This is a genomic window from Streptomyces sp. PTL18, assembly GCF_059510295.1.
In genome coordinates, this window is the sequence record NZ_JCAJZO010000005.1 from 288,117 (window position 1) to 313,716 (window position 25,600).

25 protein-coding genes, 1 tRNA gene and 1 pseudogene are annotated in these 25,600 nt (G+C 72.5%); 13 read left to right on the plus strand and 14 right to left on the minus strand.

Going from position 1 to position 25,600, the window contains the following annotated elements; translation table 11 throughout:
* Positions 1-3: 3 nt before the first annotated feature.
* The 5 genes and pseudogenes from AC5WS8_RS12455 (at position 4) to AC5WS8_RS12475 (ending at position 4,752) form a co-directional block, all read left to right on the plus strand.
* Positions 4-1,611, plus strand: coding sequence for a glycerol-3-phosphate dehydrogenase/oxidase (locus AC5WS8_RS12455; protein WP_496103394.1), 1,608 nt, complete (start codon positions 4-6; stop codon positions 1,609-1,611).
* 153 nt (positions 1,612-1,764) lie between these two features.
* On the plus strand, positions 1,765-2,526 hold the full coding sequence (locus AC5WS8_RS12460) for a phosphorylase family protein (protein ID WP_496103395.1): 762 nt from the start codon (positions 1,765-1,767) through the stop codon (positions 2,524-2,526).
* A 66-nt stretch (positions 2,527-2,592) separates the two neighbouring features.
* Positions 2,593-2,769, plus strand: a pseudogene (locus AC5WS8_RS12465) (amidohydrolase); the annotation flags it as partial.
* Positions 2,770-2,915: 146 nt separating this feature from the next.
* Positions 2,916-3,587: a FadR/GntR family transcriptional regulator gene (locus AC5WS8_RS12470; RefSeq protein ID WP_496103396.1), complete on the plus strand. Its 672-nt coding sequence runs from the start codon at positions 2,916-2,918 to the stop codon at positions 3,585-3,587.
* 190 nt (positions 3,588-3,777) lie between these two features.
* Positions 3,778-4,752: a PAC2 family protein gene (locus AC5WS8_RS12475; protein ID WP_496103397.1), complete on the plus strand. Its 975-nt coding sequence runs from the start codon at positions 3,778-3,780 to the stop codon at positions 4,750-4,752.
* Positions 4,753-4,813: 61 nt separating this feature from the next.
* On the opposite strand, the gene mshC is transcribed toward AC5WS8_RS12475, so the two are convergent.
* The 4 genes from mshC to AC5WS8_RS12495 all read right to left on the minus strand — a co-directional run bounded on the left by mshC (position 4,814) and on the right by AC5WS8_RS12495 (position 8,515).
* Positions 4,814-6,043 (minus strand): cysteine--1-D-myo-inosityl 2-amino-2-deoxy-alpha-D-glucopyranoside ligase, encoded by a 1,230-nt coding sequence (gene mshC / locus AC5WS8_RS12480; RefSeq protein WP_496103398.1) that lies wholly within the window; start codon positions 6,041-6,043, stop codon positions 4,814-4,816.
* Between the two features lie 290 nt (positions 6,044-6,333).
* A complete protein-coding gene (locus tag AC5WS8_RS12485; protein WP_496103399.1) occupies positions 6,334-7,152 on the minus strand; it encodes an SCO1664 family protein in 819 nt (272 codons plus the stop codon).
* Entirely contained in the window at positions 7,116-7,706 is a 591-nt protein-coding gene (locus AC5WS8_RS12490; protein ID WP_388571003.1) for a DUF3090 domain-containing protein, read from the minus strand. Before AC5WS8_RS12490 ends, AC5WS8_RS12485 begins: the two co-directional genes overlap by 37 nt.
* A gap of 122 nt (positions 7,707-7,828) precedes the next feature.
* Complete coding sequence (locus tag AC5WS8_RS12495; RefSeq protein WP_496103400.1) at positions 7,829-8,515, minus strand: histidine phosphatase family protein; 687 nt, start codon at positions 8,513-8,515, stop codon at positions 7,829-7,831.
* A gap of 71 nt (positions 8,516-8,586) precedes the next feature.
* On the opposite strand from AC5WS8_RS12495, the gene corA reads away from it, so the two are divergent.
* Positions 8,587-9,585, plus strand: a complete 999-nt coding sequence (gene corA, locus AC5WS8_RS12500) for a magnesium/cobalt transporter CorA (protein WP_496103401.1) — start codon at positions 8,587-8,589, stop codon at positions 9,583-9,585.
* Here corA and AC5WS8_RS12505 read toward each other — a convergent pair.
* Entirely contained in the window at positions 9,563-10,348 is a 786-nt protein-coding gene (locus AC5WS8_RS12505; RefSeq protein WP_496103402.1) for a ferritin-like domain-containing protein, read from the minus strand. The two genes, corA and AC5WS8_RS12505, sit on opposite strands and share 23 nt — an antisense overlap.
* Positions 10,349-10,595: 247 nt before the next feature.
* On the minus strand, positions 10,596-11,651 hold the full coding sequence (locus AC5WS8_RS12510) for an LLM class F420-dependent oxidoreductase (RefSeq protein ID WP_496103403.1): 1,056 nt from the start codon (positions 11,649-11,651) through the stop codon (positions 10,596-10,598).
* 146 nt (positions 11,652-11,797) lie between these two features.
* Between AC5WS8_RS12510 and AC5WS8_RS12515 the strand changes: the two genes are divergently transcribed.
* Together AC5WS8_RS12515 and AC5WS8_RS12520 are read left to right on the plus strand one after the other, a co-directional pair.
* Positions 11,798-12,781 carry an aldo/keto reductase gene (locus AC5WS8_RS12515; RefSeq protein ID WP_496103404.1) on the plus strand — a complete coding sequence of 328 codons (984 nt, stop codon included), beginning with the start codon at positions 11,798-11,800 and terminating at the stop codon, positions 12,779-12,781.
* Entirely contained in the window at positions 12,778-15,009 is a 2,232-nt protein-coding gene (locus AC5WS8_RS12520) for a helix-hairpin-helix domain-containing protein (protein ID WP_496103405.1), read from the plus strand. Before AC5WS8_RS12515 ends, AC5WS8_RS12520 begins: the two co-directional genes overlap by 4 nt.
* Before the next feature lie 75 nt (positions 15,010-15,084).
* On the opposite strand, the gene AC5WS8_RS12525 is transcribed toward AC5WS8_RS12520, so the two are convergent.
* Positions 15,085-15,777 (minus strand): hypothetical protein, encoded by a 693-nt coding sequence (locus AC5WS8_RS12525; protein ID WP_496103406.1) that lies wholly within the window; start codon positions 15,775-15,777, stop codon positions 15,085-15,087.
* 47 nt (positions 15,778-15,824) lie between these two features.
* Here AC5WS8_RS12525 and AC5WS8_RS12530 point away from each other — a divergent pair, with 47 nt between their 5' ends.
* On the plus strand, positions 15,825-16,013 hold the full coding sequence (locus tag AC5WS8_RS12530) for a DUF5703 family protein (RefSeq protein WP_496103407.1): 189 nt from the start codon (positions 15,825-15,827) through the stop codon (positions 16,011-16,013).
* An 89-nt stretch (positions 16,014-16,102) separates the two neighbouring features.
* Here AC5WS8_RS12530 and AC5WS8_RS12535 read toward each other — a convergent pair whose 3' ends face one another.
* The 3 genes from AC5WS8_RS12535 to AC5WS8_RS12545 all read right to left on the minus strand — a co-directional run bounded on the left by AC5WS8_RS12535 (position 16,103) and on the right by AC5WS8_RS12545 (position 18,745).
* Positions 16,103-16,867 (minus strand): chaplin, encoded by a 765-nt coding sequence (locus tag AC5WS8_RS12535; protein WP_496103408.1) that lies wholly within the window; start codon positions 16,865-16,867, stop codon positions 16,103-16,105.
* 168 nt (positions 16,868-17,035) lie between these two features.
* On the minus strand, positions 17,036-17,269 hold the full coding sequence (chpH, locus tag AC5WS8_RS12540) for a chaplin ChpH (protein ID WP_103839114.1): 234 nt from the start codon (positions 17,267-17,269) through the stop codon (positions 17,036-17,038).
* A 150-nt stretch (positions 17,270-17,419) separates the two neighbouring features.
* Positions 17,420-18,745, minus strand: coding sequence for a M20/M25/M40 family metallo-hydrolase (locus AC5WS8_RS12545; protein WP_496103409.1), 1,326 nt, complete (start codon positions 18,743-18,745; stop codon positions 17,420-17,422).
* A gap of 185 nt (positions 18,746-18,930) precedes the next feature.
* On the opposite strand from AC5WS8_RS12545, the gene AC5WS8_RS12550 reads away from it, so the two are divergent.
* The 3 genes from AC5WS8_RS12550 (at position 18,931) to AC5WS8_RS12560 (ending at position 21,380) form a co-directional block, all read left to right on the plus strand.
* A tRNA-Leu gene (locus AC5WS8_RS12550) sits at positions 18,931-19,015 on the plus strand.
* An 81-nt stretch (positions 19,016-19,096) separates the two neighbouring features.
* Positions 19,097-20,824: a DNA polymerase/3'-5' exonuclease PolX gene (polX, locus tag AC5WS8_RS12555; RefSeq protein ID WP_496103410.1), complete on the plus strand. Its 1,728-nt coding sequence runs from the start codon at positions 19,097-19,099 to the stop codon at positions 20,822-20,824.
* 88 nt (positions 20,825-20,912) lie between these two features.
* Entirely contained in the window at positions 20,913-21,380 is a 468-nt protein-coding gene (locus tag AC5WS8_RS12560) for a DUF5709 domain-containing protein (RefSeq protein WP_496103411.1), read from the plus strand.
* A gap of 90 nt (positions 21,381-21,470) precedes the next feature.
* Here the strand turns inward: AC5WS8_RS12560 and AC5WS8_RS12565 are convergent, their stop codons facing one another.
* From AC5WS8_RS12565 to AC5WS8_RS12575, 3 genes are all read right to left on the minus strand, one after another.
* The gene (locus tag AC5WS8_RS12565; RefSeq protein ID WP_496103412.1) at positions 21,471-22,586 is read right to left on the minus strand and encodes a CapA family protein; all 1,116 of its coding nucleotides are present in this window, start codon (positions 22,584-22,586) and stop codon (positions 21,471-21,473) included.
* Positions 22,587-22,648: 62 nt separating this feature from the next.
* Positions 22,649-23,935: a phosphoribosyltransferase family protein gene (locus AC5WS8_RS12570; protein WP_496103413.1), complete on the minus strand. Its 1,287-nt coding sequence runs from the start codon at positions 23,933-23,935 to the stop codon at positions 22,649-22,651.
* A 12-nt stretch (positions 23,936-23,947) separates the two neighbouring features.
* Positions 23,948-24,259, minus strand: a complete 312-nt coding sequence (locus AC5WS8_RS12575) for a dsRBD fold-containing protein (RefSeq protein WP_496103414.1) — start codon at positions 24,257-24,259, stop codon at positions 23,948-23,950.
* 135 nt (positions 24,260-24,394) lie between these two features.
* Here AC5WS8_RS12575 and AC5WS8_RS12580 point away from each other — a divergent pair, with 135 nt between their 5' ends.
* Complete coding sequence (locus tag AC5WS8_RS12580) at positions 24,395-24,769, plus strand: YchJ family protein (protein ID WP_496103415.1); 375 nt, start codon at positions 24,395-24,397, stop codon at positions 24,767-24,769.
* A 16-nt stretch (positions 24,770-24,785) separates the two neighbouring features.
* On the opposite strand, the gene AC5WS8_RS12585 is transcribed toward AC5WS8_RS12580, so the two are convergent.
* Entirely contained in the window at positions 24,786-25,487 is a 702-nt protein-coding gene (locus AC5WS8_RS12585) for a FadR/GntR family transcriptional regulator (RefSeq protein ID WP_496103416.1), read from the minus strand.
* Positions 25,488-25,600 lie beyond the last annotated feature (113 nt).

Below are 25,600 nucleotides of genomic sequence, written 5' to 3' on the forward strand. Positions count from 1 at the left end.
GCGATGACCACCCTGCAGAGTGTTCCGGCTCTGGGGACCCACCCTGCCTACGGCTCCCACCCGAGCCGCGCCGAGACCCGGGAACAGTTGTCCAGGGCGACCTACGACCTCCTGGTGATCGGCGGCGGGATCCTGGGCATCTCCACGGCCTGGCATGCCGCGCAGTCGGGCCTCAGGGTGGCGCTGGTGGACGCCGGCGACTTCGCCGGCGCCACCTCCTCCGCCTCCTCCAAGCTGCTCCACGGCGGTCTGCGCTACCTGCAGACCGGTGCGGTGAAGCTGGTGGCGGAGAACCACTTCGAGCGCCGTGCGGTCTCCCGCCAGGTGGCCCCCCACCTGGCGAACCCGCTCACGTTCTACCTCCCCGTGTACAAGGGCGGGCCGCACGGCGCGGCGAAGCTCGGGGCGGGCGTCTTCGCCTACTCCGCGCTGTCGGCTTTCGGTGACGGCATAGGCCACCTGCTGTCGCCGGCCAAGGCGGCACAGGACGTGCCGGAACTGCGCACCGAGAACCTGAAGGCCGTGGCCGTCTACGGCGACGACCAGATGAACGACGCGCGCATGGCGCTGATGACGGTCCGCGCGGCCGTCGACGCGGGCGCCGTCGTCCTCAACCACGCCGAGGTCACCGGTCTGAGGTTCACCAAGGGCCGGGTCACCGGCGCCGAGCTGAGGGACCGGCTCTCGGGCGAGGAGTTCGGCGTGGACGCGCGGCTGGTGCTGAACGCCACCGGTCCGTGGGTGGACCACCTGCGCCGTATGGAGGACCCGAACGCGGCGCCGTCCATCCGGCTGTCCAAGGGTGTGCACCTCGTCCTCAAGCGCACCTCCCCCTGGAAGGCGGCGCTGGCGACCCCGATCGACAAGTACCGCATCACCTTCGCCCTCCCCTGGGAGGACATGCTGCTGCTCGGCACGACCGACGAGGGGTACGAGGGCGACCCCGCCGAGGTGTCGGTCAACGAGAAGGACATCGACCAGATCCTGGACGAGGCCGCCTTCTCCGTCCGCGACCAGCAGCTGCGGCGGGAGCTGATCACGTACTCGTTCGCCGGCCTCAGGGTGCTGCCGGGCGGTCCCGGCGACACCGCCAAGGCCAAGCGGGAGACCGTGGTGACCGAGGGCAGGGGCGGCATGCTGTCCGTCGCGGGCGGCAAGTGGACCACCTTCCGGCACATCGGCCGTACGGTCATGCAGAAGCTGGAGTCGCTGCCGGGCCACCCGCTGGGCGACGACTTCGAGCCGATCTCCTCGCTGCCGAGGAAGCTGCCGCTGCCGGGCATCGCCAACCCGCGCGCGGTCGCGCACCGGCTCGTCGTGGACGGCCCGGCGCCCGGCCCGCGCATGGCGCCCGACACGGCCAAGCACCTGGCGACCCACTACGGTTCGCTGGCCTTCGACATCGCGCGGCTGGCCAACGACGACCCGGCGCTGGGCGAGCGCGTCCACCCGGACGCCCCCGAGATCTGGGCGCAGGTCGTCTACGCCCGGGACCACGAGTGGGCCGAGACGGTGGACGACGTGCTGCGCCGCCGCACCACTCTGACGATCCGCGGTCTGGCCACGGACGAGGTGCGCGGCAAGGTGCAGGACCTGCTCGACAAGGAGTAGGTCGACCCACGGCGGACCGCTCGACATCGAGCGGCTCCCCGCACGAGCAGGGGCGGCTCCCCGCACGGAGCCGCCCCTTTCGTGTGCGTGCTTCGTGTGTGCGACCCCGGGCTGCGTACGGTGTTGGTACATCCGTCCCACCGGAGTCGCCGCATGACGCAGGAGCTGTCCCCCATCGCCCGCATCCACCGCACGGGGCTGCCGCCGTATGCCGTGGTCGTGGGCGACCCGGCGCGCGTGGCGACCGTGGCCGCGCTGCTGGAGGGGGCCGCGGAGGTCTCGTACCACCGCGAGTACCGGGTGTCCACCGGGAGTTGGAGGGGTCTGCCGGTGACGGTGGCCTCGCACGGGGTGGGTGCGCCGGGCGCGATCCTGCTGTTCCAGGAGCTGGCGGACGCGGGTGTCCACACGATCCTGCGGTTCGGCACGGCGGGTGCGATGAGGCCGGGCATCGGCGACGGCGACCTGGTGATCGCGGAGGCGGCCGTGCGCGACGACGGGGTCACCCAGCAGTTGCTGCCCCCCGCGTACCCGGCGGTGGCCGCGCCCGAGGCGGTCCTCGCCCTGCAGCGCGCCGCCCGTGAGGCGGGCGTGCCGCACCACCGGGGAATCGTCTGGACGCGGGCGGCGTTCCAGCCGGGGCTGATCCCGCTCGACGCCTACGACAGGGCGGGCCTGGTGGCGATCGAGATGGAGCTGTCCGCGCTGCTGGTGACCGCCTCGCTGCGCGGGCTGGTCGCGGGCGGGGTGCTCGTGGTGGACGGCGTCAACGCCGACGAACTCCTAGACGAGGCGTCCCCGTTCTCGGCGGGCGCCTACGATCCGCACCGCGAGGTCGTGGCCCGGGGCGTGGAGCGCGGCGCGGTCGTCTCACTTGAGGCGCTGCGGCTGCTCGCGGAGGGGGACGGGGCATGAGAGAACGCGTCGATCCGCTGGTGCGCGGCGGTGACCTCGTGGACGCTCGACGATGCCGGAACCGTGGCGGGCAAGCGGGCCGACCTGATCGTGCCGGACCCGGGGCGGCCGCATCCGCGTCCCCGGCACGACGGGTGGTCGGCGCTCGCCTGCGCGGCGCACTCGGCGGACGTGCGGGACGCGGTTCTCGACGAGGCGGTCCTGATGCGGGACCGGGTGCTGACGACGCTCGACGAGGCGGCGGCGCGGGAGGCGGCGGGCGGAGCGGTCCGCGGCGAGCGGTCCGCGGCGTTTCGCGAGGTGCCATCGGGAATCCTGGTCCCGTTCAGAGCCTCAGCCCGCATAATGACGCCGGACATCCGATGTCTGAGCCACCTGGGAGGCCCGCCATGGCAGTCACCGACGAGGCGATCGAGAGGATCAAGGAAATGATCGTCTCCGGTGCGCTGCGCCCGGGCGACCGCCTGCCCAAGGAGAGCGAGCTGGCCGCGGAGCTGGGGCTGTCCCGCAACTCCCTGCGCGAGGCCGTGCGCGCCCTGTCGCTGATCCGCATCCTGGACGTGCGGCAGGGCGACGGCACCTACGTCACGAGCCTCGACCCCCAGCTGCTGCTGGAGGCGATGAGCTTCGTCGTGGACTTCCACCGCGACGACACCGTGCTGGAGTTCCTCGCGGTGCGCCGCATCCTGGAGCCGGCCGCGACGGCCATGGCGGCCTCCCGCATCAGCGAGCAGCAACTGGACGCGCTGAACGCCCAGTTGGACGAGCTGGGATCCGAGCCATCGGTGGAGGAGCTGGTCGCCTCCGACCTGGAGTTCCACCGGGGGATCGTGCAGAGCTCCGGCAACTCGGTGCTGTGCTCCCTGCTGGACGGCCTGTCCGGGCCCACCACCCGGGCCCGGATCTGGCGCGGCCTCACCCAGGAGGACGCGGTCGGCCGCACCCTGCGCGAGCACCGGGCGATCCTCGGCGCCTTGGGCGACCGTGACGCGGAGGCGGCCCGCTCGTGGGCGACCGTGCACATCGCGTCCGTCGAGCACTGGCTGCGCTCGACCCTGTGAGGCTCCACGGCGTGGGCCGCCTGGTGGGCCACCCGTGCAACGTGCCGGACCGGTGGGCGATCATGGGTGTTCGACGGCCCCGGACGGGGCAGTCATCCGTTCACTCCCCCGTGACAGGGGACTTCGGGCGTCCCCGCCGCACGCCGTAAGGTTGGGGCGTACGTGAGGGCACGTCGGAAGGAGGCGCTGGGTGATCGAGCTCGAGGGGGTTCCCGAGCTGATCGACCCGGTCATGGTGGCCGCGTTCGAGGGCTGGAACGATGCCGGCGACGCCGCCTCCACCGCGGTCGCGCATCTGGACAGGGAATGGAAGGGCGAGGTCTTCGCGGCGCTGGACGCAGAGGACTACTACGACTTCCAGGTGAACCGTCCCACAGTGTTCATGGAGGCCGGGGTCCGCAAGATCACCTGGCCCACGACCCGGCTCTCGGTGGTCCGCGTGGGCGGTGAGAAGCCGCGCGACCTGGTCCTGGTCCGCGGCATCGAACCGTCGATGCGCTGGCGCTCGTTCTGCAATGAGCTGCTGGGCTTCGCCCATGAGCTGGGCGTGGAACTGGTGGTGATCCTCGGCGCCCTGCTCGGAGACACCCCGCACACGCGTCCGGTCCCGATCAGCGGGACCACGTCCGACCCGGACCTGGCCCGCCGCATGGACCTGGAGGAGACCAAGTACGAGGGTCCCACGGGCATCGTGGGCGTCCTGCAGGAGGCGTGCACGCACGCGGGCGTGCCGGCCGTGTCGCTGTGGGCGGCGGTCCCGCACTACGTGTCGCAGCCGCCCAACCCGAAGGCGACGCTGGCCCTCCTCAACCGCCTGGAGGACCTCCTGGACCTGCGCATCCCGCTCGGCGAACTGCCGGAGGACGCGCGCGCCTGGCAGCTCGGCGTGGACCAGCTGGCCGCCGAGGACAGCGAGGTCGCCGAGTACGTGCAGACGCTGGAGGAGGCTCGGGACACCGCCGAGCTGCCGGAGGCCTCGGGCGAGGCGATCGCCCGCGAGTTCGAGCGGTATCTGCGGCGCCGGGACGTCAGCCCGCCCGGCGGGCACGCCACGGCGGACGGCGGCGAGGGCGGGCCGTTCCTGCGGGACAACCCCGGCGGTCGTACGCGTCCGCCGAAGCCGCCGCGGACGGGCGGCGAGGACGAGGACCCGTCGGAGGACTGAGCGGAGCGGGGGCGGTGCGCGGCTGCGCACCGCCCCCGCTCGGTAACCGGCGGAACCCGGCTCAGAGAGCCACGCCGAGGAGCGCGTCCACGGCCCGCGACACGACTCCGGGCGCCCCGGTGTCCGTACCGCCGCTCTCCTGCTGGAGTGCGACCCAGCGGTCCACCGCGGCGAGCGCGGACGGTGCGTCCAGGTCGTCGGCGAGGGCGTCGCGGATCTCCTCGACGAGTGCGTCGGCGGGCGGTCCGTCGGGGCGCGAGACGGCGGCACGCCAGCGGCCGAGCCGCGCGACGGCTTCCTGGAGCACCTGGTCGGTCCACTCCCAGTCGGCCCGGTAGTGGTGGGCGTGCAGCGCGAGCCGGATGGCGGCCGGGTCGACGCCGTCGCGCCGCAGCCGGGAGACGAAGACGAGGTTGCCCTTGGACTTGGACATCTTCTCGCCGTCCAGGGCGACCATGCCGGCGTGGACGTAGGCCTTGGCCATGGGGAACTCGCCGGTCAGCACCTGGGCGTGGGAGGCGCCCATCTCGTGGTGCGGGAAGGCGAGGTCGGAGCCGCCGCCCTGGACGTCGAAGCCCATGCCGAGGTGGTCCAGGGCGATGGCCACGCACTCGATGTGCCAGCCGGGGCGGCCCCGGCCGAGCGAGCCGCCGTCCCAGCTGGGCTCGCCCTCACGGGCGGCCATCCACAGCATCGGGTCGAGCGGGTTCTTCTTCCCGGGCCGGTCGGGGTCGCCGCCGCGCTCGGCGGAGAGCAGGCGCATGGCGGCGGCGTCCAGGCCGGAGACCTGGCCGAAGTGGGGGTCGGACTCGACGGAGAAGTAGACGTCCCCTTCCAGTTCGTACGCGGCTCCGAGGTCCCTCAGGCGCTCGACCAGCGGGACGATGCCGGGTATGGCCTCCACGGCGCCTATGTAGTGCCGCGGGGGCAGCATCCTCAGCGCGGTCATGTCCTCGCGGAACAGTGCGGTCTCCCGTTCGGCGAGGGCCACCCAGTCGACGTCGTCGCGCTGGGCGCGCTCGAGGAGGGGGTCGTCGACGTCGGTGACGTTCTGGACGTAGTGGACCTGGCGCTTGGTGTCGAGCCACACGCGCTGAACGAGGTCGAACGCGTTGTAGGTCGCCGCGTGACCCATGTGGGTCGCGTCGTACGGGGTGATGCCGCAGACGTAGATACGGGCGACGGGACCGGGGTCGAGGGTGACGAGGCCGCCGGTCGCGGTGTCGTGGATCCTCAGGTCGCGACCCTGACCAGGCAGGGCGGGGACCTCGGAAGCGGGCCAGGCATGCATGTCATGAGCGTAACCGGCGGGATGTTCTGTCCACGAACCGGATGGGCGGGACGGCCGGCGAATGACCGGGAGGGCGCTCTTGCGGGGAGCCCGGCCGGTGTGCATGCCGCGCTGCGCAGCTGTGGGGACTTGAGCGAGGCACCCCCGGCGGCGCCGGGTTGCGCGAACCTCACCCCGCACGGCCCAGCCCGCGGGCCCTGACCCCGGTCGGCCCGAGCCCGCGGCCCCCTGACCCCGCACGGCCCCAGCCCGCGGCCCCCTGACCCCGCACGGCCCCAGCCCGCGCACCCTCACACCGGCGGCCACGGAATCGCCGGCCACTCCCCGCTCGGCTCCGGGTGCCGACCCGACTCCAGCAGCGCTTCCACCCGCGCCCGCGTCGCCCGCAGCTCCGCGGAGGTGATCAGTGAGTTCAGTCGGGCGGCGAGGCCGCCGCCCTCCTCCAGGGCCTCCTTCAGCGCCTTGAGGACCTCCACCGCCTCCCCCGTCAGCGGCTCCCCTGCCCATCCCCACAGCAGCGTCCGCAGCTTGTTCTCGACGTGGAAGGTGACCCCGTGGTCGATCCCGTACAGCCGCCCCCCGGCCGCGGGCAGCAGATGGCCCCCCTTGCGGTCCGCGTTGTTGATGACCGCGTCGAGGACGGTGAGCCGCCGCAGCCGCTCGTCGTCGGCGTGCACGAGCAGCGCGGTCCCGCCGTCGCCGACCTCGGCGAGGCCGATCGCCTTCCAGCCGGGGCCGGGCTCCTCCCCGTCCACCAGGGCGAGCAGTTCGTGGTCGGGCACGGCCTCCACCCACAACTGGCACATGCCCTCGCCGTAGGGGCCGTCGCGCAGGACGGTGGGCGGCACGAGCCCCCAGCCGGTCGCCTCGGAGACCTCGTACGCGGCCACCTCGCGCTGGGCCAGCGTGCCGTCCGGGAAGTCCCACAGGGGCCGCTCCCCGGCGACCGGCTTGTAGACGCAGGCGGCTTCCTGCCCGTCGCAGGAGACCGTGCAGTACAGCGCCGCGTTGGACGCGTCGCGGATGCGTCCGCGCACGGTCAGCTCGCCCTCGGCGAGCAGTTCGGCCGTGGTCACGCTCCGCGGCGGTATCCGTTCTGGCGCGGACATACGTGTCCTTCCGGGTCGAGCGGGAGGCTGCACAGCGGGCACGGCGGCCGCCCGGCGTTGACGACGTCGAGGGCACGCTTGGCGAAGGCTCTCGCCTGCGCGCCGGTGAGCCGGACCCGGAGCATCGGCGGACCGTTCTCCTCGTCCTGCAGCAACCGCTCCTCGGCCTCGGCGAGGTCCTCCTCGGAGTCGGCGTCCAGCTCGACGAGGGCCTGGGCCTCGACGATCATCCGCTGTTCCTCGGCGTCCCAGGCGAGGGCCATGGTCCCGACGCGGAACTCCTCCTCGATGGGAGTCTCCAGGGGGGCCGTGTCGGTGATCTCAGCGGGGGCCACGGCGGGGACGGCGGCACTGCCGCCACTGCGTCGCACGACCTCGTCGAGCAGTTCGTCCATGCGCTCGGCGAGCGCCGCGACCTGGGTCTTCTCCAGGGCCACGCTGGTCACCCGGGGTCCGGCCGAGGCCTGCAGGAAGAAGGTACGGCGCCCGGGCAACCCGACCGTACCGGCCACGAAACGGTCCGGGGGGTCGTAGAGGAACACCTGACGGGACACGTCCTGTCTCCATTGGATCGGGGTCGGGACCGGCTGACCACGCCGGTCCTGCTGGACTGCTGGCAACTAAGCTGAACAACTACTGCGCTCGTTCGACCGCTTCACCCTACTGCGCTCGACGATCACGGTGCGCCCGCGCCGCCCCCGACCGTGGCGTCCGGATCCGAGGGTTCGGCACGCGGTACGAGGGAGGCGAAATCGCCGGTGTCGCCGAGACGAACGAGAAACGGCCGCAGGCGGGTGTAACGGATCGCGGTGATGGAACACGGTTCCACAGAGATCCGCTGGAAGAGGTCGAGATGAAGTCCGAGTGCGTCCGCGACGAGGGACTTGATGATGTCGCCGTGCGAGCACATGAGGTAGACGGCGTCGGCGCCGTGGTCGCGCTCCACGCGCGCGGTCCACTCCCGTACGGCCTCCGCGGCGCGGGTCGCCATCGCCCGCATCGACTCGCCACCGGGGAACGCGGCCGCGGACGGGTGCGCCTGGACGACCTCCATCAGCGGCTCGTCCTTCAGCTCGGCGAGCTTGCGGCCGGACCAGTCGCCGTAGTGGCACTCGCCGATCCGGTCGTCGGTGTGGGCGTTCAGTCCGGGACGCGCGTCGAGGAGCGGCTGGACGGTCTCCCGGCAGCGCTGCAGGGGGCTGGTGACGACTTCGGCGATCGGCAGCTCGGCGAGTCGTCCGGGCAGCGCGGCGGCCTGCGCGGTGCCGCGTTCGTCGAGGGCGACGCCGGGCGTCCAGCCGGCGAGGAGTCCCGCGGTGTTGGCGGTGGAGCGTCCGTGCCGGACGAGGAGCAACGTGGGCATGACGACCAGCCTAGGTCTTGTCGTCGAACCGCCGTCGGCGCCCGCGTGGCAGTGAGAGGAGAGTGCGCACCGTGATCGTCGACTGCGCCGTCTACCGGGACGGACGCCGCAACGAGGGGCCGGAGGACCTCTCCACCGCGCTGGAAGAGGCGCGCGCCTCGTCGGACACGTTCCTGTGGATCGGCCTGAACGAGCCGACGGAGGACGAGTTCGAGCTGGTCACCAAGGAGTTCGAGCTGCACCCGCTGGCCGTGGAGGACGCCCTGAAGGCGCACCAGCGGCCCAAGCTGGAGGTGTACGAGGACTCGCTGTTCATGGTGCTCAAGCCGGTGTCGTACGAGCCGGACAGCGACAGAGTCTTCACCGGTGAGCTGATGGTGTTCCTCGGCGACTCGTTCGTGGTCACCGTGCGCCACGGCGTGGACATGCCGCTCGGGGACATCCGCCGCCGTCTGGAGGGGCAGCCGGAGATGCTGCGGCACGGTCCCACGGGGGTGCTGTACACGATCACGGACTCGATCGTCGACCACTACCTGGAGGTGGCGACCGAGCTGGGCACCGATCTCGAGGAGCTGGAGGCGGAGGTCTTCTCGCCGTCCGTCGGGGGCTCACGGCACACGGCGTCGCGGATCTACGCCTTCAAGCGGCAGGTCCTGGAGTTCCGGCGGGCGACCGGGCCGCTGGCGCCGCCGACGGCCCGGCTGGCGGGGCAGGGCGCGTACGGTGCGGCCGTGCCGTTCGTGCAGGAGAGGTCGCGGCCCTTCTTCCGTGACGTCCACGACCATCTGACCCGGGTGAACGAGTCGGTGGAGGGCCTGGACCGGCTGGTGTCGGACATCCTGTCGGCGCATCTGGCGCAGACGAGCGTGCGGCAGAACGACGACATGCGGAAGATCTCGGCGTGGGCGGCGATGGCCGCCGTCCCGACGATGATCGCGGGCATCTACGGCATGAACTTCGACCACATGCCCGAGCTGCACTGGGTGTGGTCCTACCCTGCGGTGATCGTGATCATGGCAGTGCTGGAGGTGCTGCTGTACCGGCTGTTCAAGCGGCGGGGCTGGTTGTAGCCGGGCCGCCGAGCGCGTTGCGCCGTTCGGGCGTCCGCAGGGTCACCATGCGCCGTCTGCCGACGAGCCGCTCGTAGGCGTAGAGCAGGTGGATTCCGGTCGCGAGCAGCGCGGACCTCGCCCGGGACCAGCCGAGGATGCGTGCCATACGGGCCATGACCGCGAGGCTGACGTCCCGGTGCACGCGGATCTCGGCCAGCGCGCAGGCGCGCAGGGTGCGCCGGACGAACCGGCCGTGTCCGGAGGCGGTGAAACGCAGCAGTTCCTCGTGGGTGTACGCCAGGTGGCCGTCCTCGTCGTCGGAGATCAGCCGGACGGCCCGGCCGACGTCCGGATGGTCCCCGAAGTGCTTGCGCAGCATCCGCATCTGCTCCGCGGCGCGCTGTTCGGTGACCCGGCTGTGCGCCAGGTAGACGATGACGTCCCGCACGGTGAGCGGCTGGCCGGCGTCGAGCCTCGCGTGCGCCAGACCGATGCCCCGGCGCTCCAGCAGCCCCGTGTAGTCGGTCTCGGGGGGCACCGGTACGGGTTCCAGTCCGCGCTTCTTCAACAGGGCGCGGAAGATGCGTCCGTGCTTGTCCTCGTCCGCGCCGTGGCGGGCGATCTTGGGGGCGAGCGCCCGTTCGCTTTCCGGCACCAGGTGGGCGATGCGCCCGTTCTCCCAGCCGCCCTGGGCCTCCCCGTTCGCCGCGATGGAGCAGAACAGCCGGAACGACTCGTCGTGGTCGAGGATCTCCTGGAACAGGCTCTTGGCCGACAGCATGGGCGCACCTCTCTGCAGGACCCCGCGAAGATCGCGTCAAACCGAGTCAACCCGAGTCAAATGGGGCCCTGGAGGTACTGCAACAGCTGCGCGGGACTGCTCGACCGAAAGGAGGAGGGGCACATCGCGCCGGGGCCCGTAACCGCGCGGGCGGCCGAGCGTTGTTCCCGGTGACGGCCGTGGCGGGGAAGACCCCCGAGCCCCCACCACGGCCGCAGAGACTCTTGCCGGCTGCCTCGTCCGTTACCTACGCGAGTCCGGCCCGCTCCAGAGCCTCCGTTCCGGCTCGGAGCCCCGCGATCCGCTCCTCGAGGGTGAAGCCCGCGGGGGTCAGGCTGAGCGTGGTGACGCCGGCCGCGGCGTAGGCCTTCATGCGGTCGGCGATCCGGTCGACCGAGCCGAGCAGGGTGGTCCGGTCGATCAGCTCGTGCGGGATCGCCGCCGCCGCGGCCTGCTTGTCGCCGGACAGGTACTTCTCCTGGACTTCGGCGGCGGCCTTCTCGTAGCCCATGCGCTGGGCGAGCTGGTTGTAGAAGTTCTGCTTGCGGCTGCCCATGCCGCCGACGTACAGCGCGGTGTAGGGGCGGAAGGTGTCGGCGAGCGCGGCCACGTCCTTGTCGTCACCGAGGGCGAGGGGGAGGGTGGGACAGACGTCGAAGCCCTCGAGGGTCTTGCCGGCCTTCTCACGCCCGGCGCGCAGGTACCTGATCGCGGTGTCCTCGAGGTGGTCGGCGGAGGGGAAGATCAGCAGGGCGCCGTCGGCGATCTCACCGGTCTGCTCGAGGTTCTTGGGGCCGATGGCGGCGATGTACAGCGGGATGTGCTCGCGCTGCGGGTGGACGGTCAGCCTGATCGGCTTGCCGGGGCCGCCGGGCAGCGGCAGCGTCCAGTGCTCGCCCTCGTACGTCAGCCGCTCCCGCGTCATCGCCTTCCGTACGATCTCCACGTACTCGCGGGTGCGGGCGAGCGGCTTGTCGAACTTGACCCCGTACCAGCCCTCGGAGACCTGGGGCCCCGACACGCCGAGGCCGAGGCGGAAGCGTCCGCCGGACAGCGAGTCGAGGGTGGCGGCGGTCATCGCGGTCATGGCGGGCTGGCGGGCCGGGATCTGGAAGATGGCGGAGCCGACGTCGATGCGCCCGGTCTTGGCGGCGACCCAGGACAGCACGGTGGCCGCGTCGGAGCCGTAGGCCTCGGCGGCCCAGCACACCGCGTATCCGAGCCGGTCGGCCTCCTGGGCCACGGCGAGGTTGTCCGCGTCCATTCCGGCGCCCCAGTAGCCGAGGTTGATCCCGAGCTGCATGGCCCATTCCCCTTACCGATCAGTAACGTCCCTTGGGGCAGACCTTAGCGTGGGCCCGGGCCCCCCGGAAATCCCCCGATGGCTCGGGGAAATCGGTTGTCCACAGGCCCCCCATGAGCCGAGTTCAGGCCGTAATCTCGGCGTTCATGGAGCAGAGGCATCTCGGCCGTACCGGCCTTCGTGTGTCGCGGATCGGGCTCGGCACCCTGACGTGGGGCCGCGACACGGACGAGCACGACGCCGCGGACCAGTTGAAGGTGTTCTGGGAGGCCGGCGGGACCCTCGTCGACACGGCCGACGTGTACGGGGACGGGGAGGCCGAGTACCTGCTCGGGCGGCTCATGGACGGGCTCGTGCCCCGCCGGGACCTGGTGATCTCGACGAAGGCGGGCAGCGTGCCCGATCCGGACCGCCGCTTCGACGGTTCGCGCGGTCATCTGCTCGCCGCGCTGGACGCCTCGCTCGCCCGCCTGGGCACGGACCACGTCGACGTCTGGCACGTCCACGCCTTCGACCCGTACACCCCGCTGGAGGAGACCCTGCAGGTGCTCGACCTGGCGGTCGGCAGCGGCCGGGCGCGGTATGCGGGGGTGTCCAACTTCTGCGGCTGGCAGCTGGCGAAGGCGGCGACCTGGCAGCTGGCGGCGCCGGGCGTGCGCACCCGGATCGCCAGTACGCAGATGGAGTACTCGCTGCTGCAGCGGGGAGTGGAGCGGGAGGTGCTGCCTGCGGCGCTGGACCTGGGGGTCGGACTGCTGCCGTCGTCCCCGCTGGGCCGGGGTGTGCTGACCGGCAAGTACCGGCACGCGACACCGGCCGACTCACGCGGGGCGTCGGAGCACATGGGGCCGTTCGTCGCGCCCTACCTCGACGACACGGCGAGCAGCATCGTCGATGCGGTGCAGACGGCCGCCGACGGGCTCGCCACGACGCCGCTGCAGGTGGCGCTGGCATGGGTGCGGGACCGGCCGGGGGTGGTCGCGCCGATCGTGGGCGCGCGCACCGCGCAGCAGCTCACGGCGGCGTTGTCAGTGGAGGCGCTTAGTCTTCCGGACGAGATCTGCCGGGCGCTGGACGATGTGTCGGCCCCGGTGCACCGCTATCCCGATCACGACTGGAGCACGCTGTGAGCACGGACCCGGAGACGACGGAGACGGCCCCTCGGGCGGAGGACGGGGCCGGGGCCGCCGGGGGCGGCGGCGCGGGCAGCGACAGGGCCACGGACCCGGCGCCCGCGGAGGGGTCCGCAGCGGGCCCCGAGGAGCAGGCGCAGGCCGGCGGCGAACCGGACACGGCGGAGGGCTCCCCCGGTGCCGCGCAGGACGCCGGCGAGGGCACCGTGCCCCAGATGTCCGAGGCCGAGGCCGAGCTGGCCGCTCAGCGGGCGGAGCGGGAGCGGATCGAGCGGCGGAAAGCCGCGAAGCAGGGCCCGATCGAGGCCGGTGGGCAGCTCAGCGGGAAGGCCGCGGACCTGCTCGCCGCCGTGCGGGCCGTGGAGAGCGGTGAGAAGCCGGTGGCGAGCGCCTTCAGCGAGCCGGCACCCGCACCGCGCCGTCCCACCTCCCCCGAGCCGGTGCGGCGCCCTGAGCCCGTGGCGGCCGCCGCGGCGCCTCCCGTCGCCGAGAGCGTGGCGGCCGTGCGGGCCGTCCTGGCCGGGGGCGGCGCCCCGGAGACCCTCGCGCCCCAGGTCGCCGAGGCGCTCGGCGAGGGCGCTCAGGAGCGGCTGCGCGCCGACCCCTGGCTGCTGCTGCGCGTCTTCGGCGTGCGGCCCGAGCAGGCCGACACCTTCGCCCGCACCCTGCTCGGCGCTCAGTGCCGCCCGGACGACGAGCGCCGGGCCCGCGCGATGACGGTATGGCTGCTGGAGCAGGCGGCCCTGGCCGGGCACACCGCGCTGGAGGTCCCGGCCCTCGAGGCCGCGCTCGCCCGGCGCCAGGTGCCGGACCCCGAGGCGGCCGTGCACGGCACCGTCGCGGAGGGCGAGGCCCTGGTCTTCCAGGACGCCCTGGAGACGGCACCGTCGGGCGGCGACGAGGATCAGGAGCCCCCGGTGCGCGTCCTGATCGGACTGGAGCGGTACGCGCTCGCGGAGGAGAGTCTCGCCGACGGACTGGCCCGGCTGGGCGCCTCCGTGCCGAAGGAGGACGGCGCGGCGGAGGACTGGCAGCGGGCGGCCCGTTCGGCGGCGGGTTCCGCGGCAGAACTGATCAGTGCCGTCGCGGGCCACGGTCTGGTGCTGCACACCGGATCCGAGGCCTCCCGCACCGAGCCGGCGGCAGTGCTGTGTGCGGCACGCCGGCTCGGGCTGCGCACCTGGGCCGCCACGCACAGCACGGCCGGCCGCGACCAGTTCGCGGCGCTGCTCGCTCCGCTCGGCCTGCCGGACGCCGAGCGGGCGCACCCGCCGCTCGCCACGGTCACGGGCCTGCTGTCCGGTGCCGAGGGTCCGGGACGGGACGCGGACGGTGCGCTGGACCTCGACCTGCTCATCGTGCTGGACGCGCCCCAGCTGGATGTCGAGACGGCGGCCCTGCTCGTCGAGTCGCTGCCCGACGGGGCCCGGCTGGTGCTGAGCGGTGACCCGGGCGTGCTGTGGTCGGTGGGTCCCGGGCGCGTGTTCGCGGATCTGATCGCGGCCCGTGTGTGCCCGCAGATCGCCTCCCGGACCCCCGACCCGGGCCCGCTCGGCGAGCTGGTCTCCTCGATCGGCGTCGGGGAGCTGCCCCAGGTCGACGCGCCCGGCAAGGAGGTCGTGATCGTGCCGGCGCGGGACGCCGGGGAGGCGGTGCACCGGACCGTGCAGCTGGTCGCGGACTCGGTGCCGCGGGCGATCGGGGTCCCGGCGGAGGAGACGCAGGTGGTCACGCCGGGCCACGGGGGCGCCGCGGGCACCCGCGTGCTGAACGCGGCGCTCAAGGAGCGGCTCAACCCGGGGCCGGGCCGCTTCGGCGGCTTCGACCCCGGTGACCGGATCGCTTACTCCCCCGTGCCGGGGCGTGCGCTGCCGGGCCGTGTCGTGAAGGGCGACGCCGAGGGGCTGCACCTGGAGTGCGCCGGCGGCGCCGTGGTCGTGCCGAAGGAGCGGGTGGAGCAGACCGTGCGGCACGGCTGGGCGCTGACCGCGCACCAGGCGGTGGGACAGCGGTGGCCCGCGGTGGTCGTGGTGCTCCCGGGCGACGCCGCCCAGAGCCTCACCCGGCCGTGGGTCTACACGGCCTTCGGCCGAGCGGTGCGCCATCTGTCGGTGGTGCACGGGGCGGACGAGGCCCTGCCGCGGGCCGTGGCGGAGATCGAGGCCAAGCCGCGTACGACCCGCCTGCCTGCGCTGCTGAGGCCGCAGACCGAGACCTCGGACTGAGGGGGCCGGCCCACTACGGCAGGGCCCGGCGGTGCCGTGGACCCCAGAGCACACGGCACCGCCGACGGGCCCTGGTCAACGGTCCAGTGGTTCCAGGTCCTCGTCGTCGTCCAGCTCGAGTTCGTCGTCCTCCAGCTCCTCGTGCTCCAGCTCGTGGTCGTCCACTTCCTCGTCGAAGACGGAGCTGACGTCGAAGCGGCAGATCACCCGCTGGGGATCGACCTGCTCGAAGGGCGCCTCGAGCCACTCCCCCGGCTCGGGCGGTTCTTCCGCGGCCACCACCCACAGGGTGGAGTCGCCCTCCTCGAGGCCGAACTCCTTGTGCCGGGAGGCGATCTCGTCCGGTTCGAACTCACCGAAGAGCACGCCCAGCGCCCCGTGGACGGTGCCGGCCGGCGACGCCGCCGGGGACTCCTCGTCCGCGGCCACCACGCGCTCCCCCTGCGCCAGCAGCCGCTGGGGCTCCGCCACCACGTAGTCCCGGCGGATCAACACGCTCAGCGCGTTCGGTTCCTCGGGGCCCGTGTACGGCGGAAGGGCCTCCTCCGCACCGGGGATCTCAAAGGGGGTGACCTCGTCGTAACGGTCGTAGAGCAGTTCGTCGTACTCCTCGGCCGCCGCGGCCAGCTCGTTGAACGCCTCGTAGACGGCTGGGTCGTCCTCACCCGTCCTGCGCTCGACCGCGGCAAGGTGGCGGTCGAGTGCGGTCTTGACCGCCTCGGCGGCGGCGCGTACCTCGGCAGCGGTGGGCTGCGCAGCATCAGACATAGTGCAGACGCTATCCGTACCGGGCCCCAGCCCGCACAATAGATGCGATGCCGGAATACGAATTTGTCGACGTGTACGTGCCGCGCGGGGTCTCCCGCAAGGACGCCACACGCCTGCTGACGGAGCATGCCGAGTACGGACACTGGGAGCTGGACCGCCTGAGCCTGCTGCGCGACGGCAGCCGCAAGGTGCGGTTGCGCCGCCGGATCATCCGCCAGGTGCGCGCCACATGGTGAGTGAAGGTGACTGAAACGGATCGGGCCCCGCACGGACGGGGCCCGATCCGTTTCGTCCGCCATGAGGGAGGCGGGCGATGCCGGCGCGGTTACGCGTGCGCCCGCGCCCTGCGGTAGAGCAGCGCGCCACCGAGCAGGGCTCCCGCACCGGCCGGCACCAGGAGGCCGAGCGGCAACTCGCTACCGGTGTGGGCGAGCTGTGCGCTGCCCGCGGGCCGGGTGAGGAACTGCCCCCCGGGGTGGTTGATGTGCCGGGCGCCGCCGCCCGGCTGCTGCGGCGTGCCGGGGTGGCGCGGCGTGGCCGGAGGCGTGGTGGTGCCGCCGCCGGGAGGTGTGGTGCTCCCTCCGCCGGGAGGCGTGCCACCGCCGCCACCGGGAGGCGTCGTACCGCCACCGCCACCGGGCGGGGTGGCGGAGTGACCGCCGCCCGGGTTGGCACAGTCGTTGCCGCTCGCGGGGTTGCCGACACCGCCCACGTTGACGGAGTTGCCGCAGACGTTCACCGGAACGTCCACCGGAACCTGCACGGTGTTTCCGGAGCCGACGCCGGGCGAGTGGCTGGTGTGCCCGCCGGCGTGGGCGCCGCCGCCCGAGCCGGTGTTGCCGCCGTGGCCGGAGTTCACGCACGTGTTGCCGGCGGCCGGGTTGAGCAGCCCGATGACGTTCACGGTGTTGCCGCAGACGTTCACCGGGACGTGCACGGGAACCTGCACCAGGTTGCCCGAGAGCACGCCGGGCGAGTTGGTGGCGGAGCCGTTCGCTCCGGCGTCGGCGTGCGCGTAGCCGCCGGTGACGGCGAGGACTCCGGTCGCCGCCGCCATGGTCATCAGGCCCTTGCGGGTGACCTGTCGCATTGCTGATTTCCCTGTCTTGGAGCTGGTCGTGGACCTTCGGAAGGCATCCGGCGCGGTGGGCGCGGACGCGGAGGAACCGGTCGGCCCCGGAGCACATGGCACGCACTCCGGGGCCGACGGACTCACACCCTCATGGGGTTCGCGCCCCTCATGGGGTGAGGCACCACGTCAGTGGTTGATGCAGGTGTTGCCGAAGGCGGGGTTCAGCAGCCCGATCACCGAGATCGTGTTGCCGCAGACGTTCACCGGGACGTGCACCGGAACCTGGATCACATTGCCGGACACGACACCCGGGGAGTGCGTGGCGGCACCCTGGGCGCCCGAGTCGGCGACAGCCAGACCCGCACCCGCGAGAACCAGACCACCAGTGGCAGCCGCAGCAGCGACGACCTTCTTGATCATCATTCCTCCTTGTTGGCAAAGCGATCCAAGCCTCGGACCGCACCACGTGTAACGAGGAGGGAGTAATGGAGCTACGAGCGTATGGTCGCATTCACCCGTCCCGGCGTGTTCCCGTACACGCTGGCGAATAGCGCACGGGACCGACGCCGATCAGGACGCGTCGATGAACCGGTCCAGCACCCGCACGCCGAACTGCAGCGCGTCCACCGGCACCCGCTCGTCGACACCGTGGAACATGCCCGCGAAGTCCAGCTCCGGCGGCAGCTTCAGCGGCGCGAAGCCGAAGCCGCGGATGCCGAGGTCGTCGAAGGACTTGGCGTCCGTGCCGCCGGAGAGCATGTACGGGATCGCCTTCGCGGCCGGGTCCTCGGCCAGCAGCGCGGACTGCATCGCCGCCACCAGTGCCCCGTCGAAGCCGGTCTCGACGGCCTTGTCGGCGTGCACGTCCTCGCGTCGCACGTGCGGACCGAGGATCCGGTCCACGTCGGCGAGGAACTCCTCCTCGAAGCCGGGCAGGAAGCGCCCGTCGACGTGCGCGGTGGCCTCGCCGGGGATGACGTTGACCTTGTATCCGGCGTTCAGCTGGGTGGGGTTGGCGGTGTTGCTCAAGGTCGCGCCGATCAGCTTGGCGATGCCGCCGAGCTTGGCGAGGGTTCCCTCCATGTTCTCCGGGTCGAGTTCGGTGCCGAGCGCGTCGCCGAGTTCGTCGAGGAAGGCCCGCGTCGTCTTGGTGACCCGTACCGGGAACTTGTGCCGGCCGAGGCGTGCCACGGCCTCGGACAGCTCGGTGATCGCGTTGTCCCGGTGGATCATCGACCCGTGGCCCGCGGTGCCGGCCACGGTGAGCTTCATCCAGTGCATGCCCTTCTCGGCCGTCTGGATCAGGTAGAGCCGCCGCTGTTCGTTCACCGTGAAGGAGAACCCGCCCACCTCGCTGATGGCCTCGGTGACGCCCTCGAAGAGGTCCGGGTGGTTGTCGACGAGATACCGGGCGCCGTAGGTGCCGCCCGCCTCCTCGTCGGCGAGGAAGGCGAGCACGATGTCGCGCGGCGGCCTGCGCCCGCTGCGCAGCCGGTCGCGGACGACCGCCAGGGTCATGGCGTCCATGTCCTTCATGTCGACCGCACCGCGGCCCCACACGCATCCGTCGGCGATCTCCCCGGAGAACGGGTGGTGCGTCCAGTCGCCCGCGTTGGCCGGGACGACGTCGGTGTGGCCGTGGATGAGCAGCGCGGGCCGCGAGGGGTCCTCGCCCTGGACGCGGGCCACGGTGGAGGCACGGCCCGGGTGCGACTCGAAGATCTCCGGTTCGAGCCCCACCTCGGCGAGCTTCTCCGCGACGTACTCGGCGGCCCTCCGTTCACCGGGACCCGAGTGGTCGCCGTAGTTGCTGGTGTCGATCTGGATCAGCTCACGGCAGAGGTCGACGACCTCGTCCTCGCCGGTGACGCTCCTGGCCGTGCCGGTGTCGGTCACGCTGCTTCCTCCCGGTCTCCCTGCTGGTGGTGCTCCTCATCCTCCCTCCGACCCCTGCCGCGCCCCAAGGTGGTGTACGGCCCGTCACATGCCGTTCACGCGGGAAAGGGGGTGATCGAACGCCGCCCAAAGCCTGGTAATGTTTCCTTCGTCGCCGCGGGGGAAGCCCGCACGACAGACACCTTGTCCGGGTGGCGGAATGGCAGACGCGCTAGCTTGAGGTGCTAGTGCCCTTTATCGGGCGTGGGGGTTCAAGTCCCCCCTCGGACACTCACCTCGAAGGGTGCCGACCGGTTCCGGTCGGCACCCTTTCGCGTGGCCCGCCTCCTGGGCGGTTCCTAGACTCGAGGTGTGGCCCGGGCCAACGAAGAGGTCGAGGCGCTCCTGCAGGAGTACGCGGACCTCGTCGCGATCACGGGAGGCGACGCCTTCAAGGCGCGCGCCTACGAGAAGGCCGCGCGTGCGATCGGCGGCCATCCGGCCGACATCTCCCATCTGGACGCCGACGGGCTGCGGGACATCCCGAACGTGGGCCGGTCGATCGCCGAGAAGGTGATCGAGTACCTGCGCACCGGCACGGTCGCGGTGGTCGAGGAGCGCCGGGCGAAGATCCCCGCCGGGGTGCGGGAGCTGATCACGATCCCGACGCTGGGTCCGAAGAAGGCCCTGCGGCTCTACGAGGACCTGCACATCTCGTCGGTGACCGAGCTGGCGGCCGCGATCGAGGCGGACGCGCTGGCCGATCTGAAGGGGTTCGGCGAGAAGACGCAGGAGAACATCCTGCACGGGATCCGGCTGATGCAGCAGGCCGGCGGCCGTATTCCGATCCATCTGGCGCTGGACACGGCGGAGGAGATCGTCGCCGAGCTGTCCCAGGTCACCGGCTGCAGGCGCTGCGCCTACGCGGGGTCGCTGCGGCGGATGAAGGAGACCATCGGCGACATCGACGTCCTGGTCGCGGCGAAGCGGTCGGCTCCCTTCATGGAGGCCCTGGAGGCGCTGCCCTCCACCGCCGAGGTGATCGCGCACGGCGAGAAGAAGACGTCGATCCGCACCACCAAGGGCGTCCAGGTGGACCTGCGGGTGCTGCCGCCGGACTCGTGGGGCGCCGGGCTGCAGTACTTCACCGGCTCCAAGGCGCACAACATCCGGACCCGCACCATCGCGGTGCGCCAGGGTCTGAAGCTGTCCGAGTACGGCCTGTTCGACACGGCCAGCGGGGAGTCGGTCGCCTCCCGGAGCGAGGAGGAGGTCTACGCGCGGCTGGGTCTGCCGTGGATTCCGCCGACGCTGCGCGAGGACCGTGGGGAGATCCAGGCGGCCCTGCGCGGGGAGCTGCCGGAGGTGGTGACGGAGCGGGACGTGCGCGGCGATCTGCACACGCACACGAACCTCACCGACGGGCTGGCCTCCCTGGAGGCGATGGTGGAGGCGGCTGCCGAGCGCGGCTACGCGTACTACGCGGTCACCGACCACGCGCCGAACCTGTACATGCAGCGCATGACGGACGAGAAGATCCTCGCCCAGCGGGAGGAGCTGCGGGCGCTGGACGGCGCGCACCACGGGATGCGACTGCTGCACGGCACCGAGCTCAACATCAGCGCCGAGGGGGACGTGGACTGGCCCGACGCGTTCCTGACGGGCTTCGACCTGTGCGTGGCCTCGCTGCACTCCCACTTCGACCTGGACCGCGAGGCGATGACGCGGCGGCTGGTGCGGGCCTGTGAGAACCCGCACGTCAACATCATCGGCCATCCGACCACCCGCCTGATCGGCAGGCGGCCGGGGGTGGACGCCGACTGGGACGAGGTCTTCGCGGCCTGCGCCCGCACCGGCACCGCGCTGGAGATCAACGCGCAGCCGGACCGGCTCGACCTGTGCGACGAGGACATCCTGCGGGCCCGGCAGCACGGCGTGAGGTTCGCCGTGAACACCGACGCGCACTCCGTGCTGCACCTCGCCCACCTGCGCTACGGCGTCGGTACCGCGCAGCGCGGCTGGCTCACCGCGGACGACGTCATCAACACCTGGCCGCTGCGGCGGCTGCGCCGGTTCCTGGCCAAGGAGGGGTCGGGGTGAGGCGGAAGCGCGTTTGCCGTACGGCGGACCGGAGACCCGACAGATGTCCCCGCTACTCGTGGGACGTGATACGTGAGGGGGTGCCGCAGTGACTGAGAGCAGCATGGGTGACGAGGTCTACCAGCCCCAGCAGGACGAGGACGTCGTGGAGGACATGAGCCCGCTGGAGTCCCCGGACAGCCTGGAGAACAGGGTTGTGGAGCCCATGGAGGAGGGCTACTCGCCGCCGGAGAAGCCCCTCGCGGTGAACGACGTGGGCACCACCGCCGCCGAGCAGCGCGACGGCGAGTCGCTGGACGAGCGGCTGGCCCGGGAGGTGCCCGAGGACACGGCCGTGGTGGGCGACGGGATCGGCGACCTGCCCGGCGGTGCGGGCGAACCGAGGGACGACGAGGTCGGCGGCCCGGACGCCGGGCGGCTGGTCGCGCCGGACGAGGGCGCGCACGAGGACACCGACGCGGAGGCCGTCGCGCGCGATGTCGGCTTCGACAGCGGCGCCCGCACGGCCGAGGAGGCCGCGGTGCACGTCGTACCGGAGGACGACGAGGAACTCTAGTGCCCCTGGGCGGCCCTCGCCCCGTCGCGACGCCCGGCCCGCACCGGACACCGCTCCCTGACGGGCGCACGTTGCCTGCCAGGCACCAGGTCAGCGCAGGGAGCGGAGTGTCAGCGTGCCGTCGGGTTCGCGGCCGACCCGGGTGCCGAACTCCCGGCTGAGCCTGTCGAGGACGGTGCGCAGCCAGGCGGTGTCCTCGTCCGAGGCGTGCTCCAGCCGCATTCTGCGCGCCTGGAGGGTGACGATGCGGGCGCCGGTCGTCTCGCCGGTGTCCGGGTCGACCGTCACGAGGTACAGCAGGCGCAGGTCGTCGCGGTAGCGCTCGTAGCCTCCGATGCCCTCGTAGTCGTCGACGAGGTCCCCGCAGCCGTACAGGACCAGTCTGCCCCGATAGGTCTCCAGCGGGCGCGGGTGGTGTGAGGAGTGCCCGTGGACGATGTCCACGCCCGCGTCGACGAGGGCGTGGGCGAAGCAGATCTCGGCGCGGGAGACCTCGTAGCCCCAGTTGGGGCCCCAGTGGACGGAGGCGACGGCGATGTCTCCGGGGTGCCTGAGCTGCCGGAGCCGGGCGGCGAACCCGGCCGCCGCGGCGACCGTGGGGCCCGGGACGAAGTCGACGCCGGACCGCTCTTCGGTGGCGGCCCAGTCCTCAGGGATGCCGCTGGAGGGCATGCCGAAGGAGAACACCAGGACGCGTCCGCCTCCGTCGAGGGGGACGATCGCGGGCCGCCCGGCCGTGGTCGTGTCCGGCCCCGCCCCGGCCGTGCGCAGCCCGGCCGCCGCCAGGGAGTCGAGGGTCTCCTCGAGGCCGCGCCGGCCGAAGTCGAGGACATGGTTGTTGGCGAGGGCGCAGACGTCCGGGCGCAGCGCAGCCAGGCACGGCAGGTTGGCGGGGCTCATCCGGTAGTGGACGCCCTTGCCGGGCGCGAACTCCCCGTCGCCGGTGACGGCGGTCTCCAGGTTGACCAGCCGCACGTCGGGAGCGGCGTCCTGCAGCACCGCCAGCGCCTCGCCCCAGGGCCAGGAGTAGTCGACCGGCTGGGGAATGGGCCCGTTGGCGGCCTCGGCCAGCCCGACGTAGGCCCGGGCGTCGTGGATGTAGGTCTCGCGCAGCGCCGGGTCGCCGGGATGCGGGAGGATCTGGTCGACGCCCCGGCCGAGCATGACGTCCCCGCACAGGAACAGGGTGACCGCGCCCGTGTGCACTGTTCCACGCTAAGGCGGTCGCGGGCGCCGCGCGAAGGGGCCCGGTCGTGCGCGGGTTCCGGTCACACGTGCGCGGGGGCCATGTGGTCGGTGAACCAGTCGCGGGCCAGGTCGGTGACCGCCTCCAGGGCGCCCGGTTCCTCGAACAGGTGGGTGGCGCCGGGGACGACCGCGAGGTGGTTCTCGCAGCGCAGCCGTGCCTGGGCCTGCCGGTTGAGGTCGAGGACGAGCGGGTCGGCGCCGCCGACGACGAGCAGCGTGGGTGCCGTGACCTCGGGCAGGCGCGGTCCGGCGAGGTCGGGCCTGCCGCCGCGGGAGACGACCGCGGCGATGTGCGCCCCCGGTTCGGCGGCCGCCCACAGCGCGGCGGCGGCGCCGGTGCTGGCGCCGAAGTAGCCCATGGCGAGCCCCTTCGTCTCGGGCCGGGTGCGCAGCCAGCCGGTGGTGTCGGAGAGCCGCCGGGCCAGCAGCCCGGTGTCGAACACGTTGGCCCGGTCGCGTTCCTCCTCCTCGGTGAGCAGGTCGAACAGCAGCGTGCCGAGCCCGGCCCGGTTCAGTCCCTCGGCCACGAACCGGTTGCGCGGGCTGCGCCGGCTGCTGCCGCTGCCGTGGGCGAAGACGACGATGCCGGTCGGGTCCTCGGGCACGGTCAGCCGGCCGCCCAGGCGTACGGCGCCGGCGGCCACCTCCACCTCGCGGTCCACGGTCCCCATGTGTCCCGCGGTCCGTTGCAGGCAGGCGGCCACCTCGGCGTCCTCGACCTGGGCGAAGTCGGCGTAGAACTGGCCGACCGCGAAGAAGACCTGCGGGGTGTCCAGGCAGACCAGTTCGTCGGCCTCGTCGGCGAGCCGCTCCGTCCAGTCGCTCGGCGCGACGGGCACCGCCAGCACGATCCGTGCCGCTCCCCGGGCCCGGGCGATCCGGCAGGCGGCGCGTGCGGTGGACCCGGTGGCGACCCCGTCGTCGACGACCACCACGGTCCGTCCCCCGACGGGGACCGGTGAGCGCCCGCCCCGGTAGCGCCGGGCTCCGAGTTCCAGTACCTCGCGCTCGCGCTCCTCGACCTGCGCCAGTTCCTCCGGGGTGACGCGGGCCTCCCGGACCACCGCGTCGTTGATCACGCGCACGCCGTCCTCGCCGATCGCTCCCATCCCCAGCTCCGGCTGGAAGGGCACACCCAGCTTGCGGACCAGACACACGTCCAGCGGTGCCCCGAGCACTTCGGCGACCTCGGCGGCGACCGGCACCCCTCCCCTGGGCAGCCCCAGCACCACGAGGTCCCGGCCCCTGAGGTGCTTCAGGCGCGCGCCCAACTGCCGTCCGGCTTCGAGACGATCGGTGAAGACCACGATGCAGCCTCCTCACTCCCGGGAGGACCAGAGCGGTGCGGGCGGGGACTCCTCGGGCGCCCCTGCCGCCGTGATGTCACCGGCGGCGGCGCGGACCAGCCGCCGGCCCAGGGCGATCAGAGCCCGTCCGGCGGCGAGTTCGTCACCGATCTCGGGCACCGCCGCGTCGTACGGGTTGCGGTGGGCCTCCGCGTCGCTGACGAGCACGTTCTCACCGGTGTCCAGGACGGCCCGGGCCGTGGTCGCCGGGTCGTGTTCGGACAGGTACAGGTGCAGCGTCCACTCCTTGGCGGACGCAGGCCGGCTGTCGGTGGTCCGGGTCATCGTCCGTCCCTCCTCACGCGGGTGCGAGGCAAGAGGACTGAAGGGGATTGCGGCCCTCTTCCACTGTGACTCCGATGGGCGCCCGGCGCACAGGTGCCCGCGGGGCGCGTCGCCGGGCCGGGCACAATGGCGGTCATGAGCACGCGTTCCTGCCCGTGCGGGCTGCCCGAGGCCTACCAGAACTGCTGCGGCCGCTTCCATGCCTCGGCCGCCGCCGCGCCGACGGCCGAGGCGCTCATGCGGTCCCGGTACAGCGCCTTCGTCCAGGGGGACGCGGGGTATCTGCTGCGCACCTGGCATCCGCGTACCCGGCCGGCGCGGCTGGACCTCGATCCGCGGATGCGCTGGACGGGGCTGGAGGTGCTGGGGACGACGGACGGATCCGCGTTCCACTCCACGGGGACCGTGACGTTCCGCGCCTCCTACCGGGGTGGCTCGCTGCACGAGCGCAGCCGGTTCGAGCGGGTGGACGGGGCGTGGGTGTACGTCGACGGGGACGTTCTCGACTGACGGCTCTCCGGGGCCGTCACGGCGCCAGGATGTCCAGTTCGTGCAGCGCTCCCACGGTGATCTCGCGGGTGAGCTGCTCGGCGCGGGCCGCGTCGCCCTCCCGGACCGCCTCCGCGACCTGGACGTGCAGGGTGACCGCGGCGGGGTCGGGGTCCTCGAACATGACGTCGTGGTGGGTGCGGCCCGAGAGGACTTCGGCGACGACGTCGCCGAGGCGGGCGAACATCTCGTTGCCCGACGCGCGGAGGATCACCCGGTGGAAGGCCACGTCGTGGACCAGGTAGGCCTCCAGCCGGTGGCCGCGTGAGTTGGCCACCATCCCGAGGGCGCACTCGGTGAGTTCGGCGCACTGCTCGGCGGTGGCGTGGCGGGCGGCCAGGCCCGCCGCGACCGGTTCGACGGCCGAGCGCAGCACGGTCAGTGAGCGCAGCTGCCGGGGGCGGTCGGCGCCGGCCAGCCGCCACCGGATGACCTGGGGGTCGTAGACGTTCCACTCCGAGGCGGGCAGGACCGTCACGCCGACCCGGCGGCGCGACTCCACCAGGTGCATGGACTCGAGGACGCGCACCGCCTCGCGCATCACGGACCGGGACACCTCGAAGTGCTGGGCGAGTTCGTCGGTGCGCAGGACACTGCCCGGCGGGTACTCGCCCGCGGTGATCGCGGGGCCGAGGGTGTCCAGTACATGGCCGTGCAGCCCCCGGCCCGGTGTGCTCATGCACTCAGCGTACGAGGAAGGTCACGGGAAGAAAAAGTCAGACTTATATGTCACAGGGGCTTGAATTCGTCGTACCTAATCGGCTTCAGTGACGTCGACACGAGATGTCGTCG

Coding starts and splice junctions, on each gene's coding strand:
- AC5WS8_RS12455 (WP_496103394.1), top strand. CDS start 4: ATGACCACCCTGCAGAGTGTTCCGGCTCTGGGGACCCACCCTGCCTAC.
- AC5WS8_RS12460 (WP_496103395.1), top strand. CDS start 1,765: ATGACGCAGGAGCTGTCCCCCATCGCCCGCATCCACCGCACGGGGCTG.
- AC5WS8_RS12470 (WP_496103396.1), top strand. CDS start 2,916: ATGGCAGTCACCGACGAGGCGATCGAGAGGATCAAGGAAATGATCGTC.
- mshC (WP_496103398.1), bottom strand. CDS start 6,043: ATGCATGCCTGGCCCGCTTCCGAGGTCCCCGCCCTGCCTGGTCAGGGT.
- AC5WS8_RS12485 (WP_496103399.1), bottom strand. CDS start 7,152: ATGTCCGCGCCAGAACGGATACCGCCGCGGAGCGTGACCACGGCCGAA.
- AC5WS8_RS12495 (WP_496103400.1), bottom strand. CDS start 8,515: ATGCCCACGTTGCTCCTCGTCCGGCACGGACGCTCCACCGCCAACACC.
- AC5WS8_RS12505 (WP_496103402.1), bottom strand. CDS start 10,348: ATGCTGTCGGCCAAGAGCCTGTTCCAGGAGATCCTCGACCACGACGAG.
- AC5WS8_RS12510 (WP_496103403.1), bottom strand. CDS start 11,651: ATGCAGCTCGGGATCAACCTCGGCTACTGGGGCGCCGGAATGGACGCG.
- AC5WS8_RS12515 (WP_496103404.1), top strand. CDS start 11,798: ATGGAGCAGAGGCATCTCGGCCGTACCGGCCTTCGTGTGTCGCGGATC.
- AC5WS8_RS12525 (WP_496103406.1), bottom strand. CDS start 15,777: ATGTCTGATGCTGCGCAGCCCACCGCTGCCGAGGTACGCGCCGCCGCC.
- AC5WS8_RS12530 (WP_496103407.1), top strand. CDS start 15,825: ATGCCGGAATACGAATTTGTCGACGTGTACGTGCCGCGCGGGGTCTCC.
- AC5WS8_RS12535 (WP_496103408.1), bottom strand. CDS start 16,867: ATGCGACAGGTCACCCGCAAGGGCCTGATGACCATGGCGGCGGCGACC.
- chpH (WP_103839114.1), bottom strand. CDS start 17,269: ATGATCAAGAAGGTCGTCGCTGCTGCGGCTGCCACTGGTGGTCTGGTT.
- AC5WS8_RS12575 (WP_496103414.1), bottom strand. CDS start 24,259: ATGACCCGGACCACCGACAGCCGGCCTGCGTCCGCCAAGGAGTGGACG.
- AC5WS8_RS12580 (WP_496103415.1), top strand. CDS start 24,395: ATGAGCACGCGTTCCTGCCCGTGCGGGCTGCCCGAGGCCTACCAGAAC.
- AC5WS8_RS12585 (WP_496103416.1), bottom strand. CDS start 25,487: ATGAGCACACCGGGCCGGGGGCTGCACGGCCATGTACTGGACACCCTC.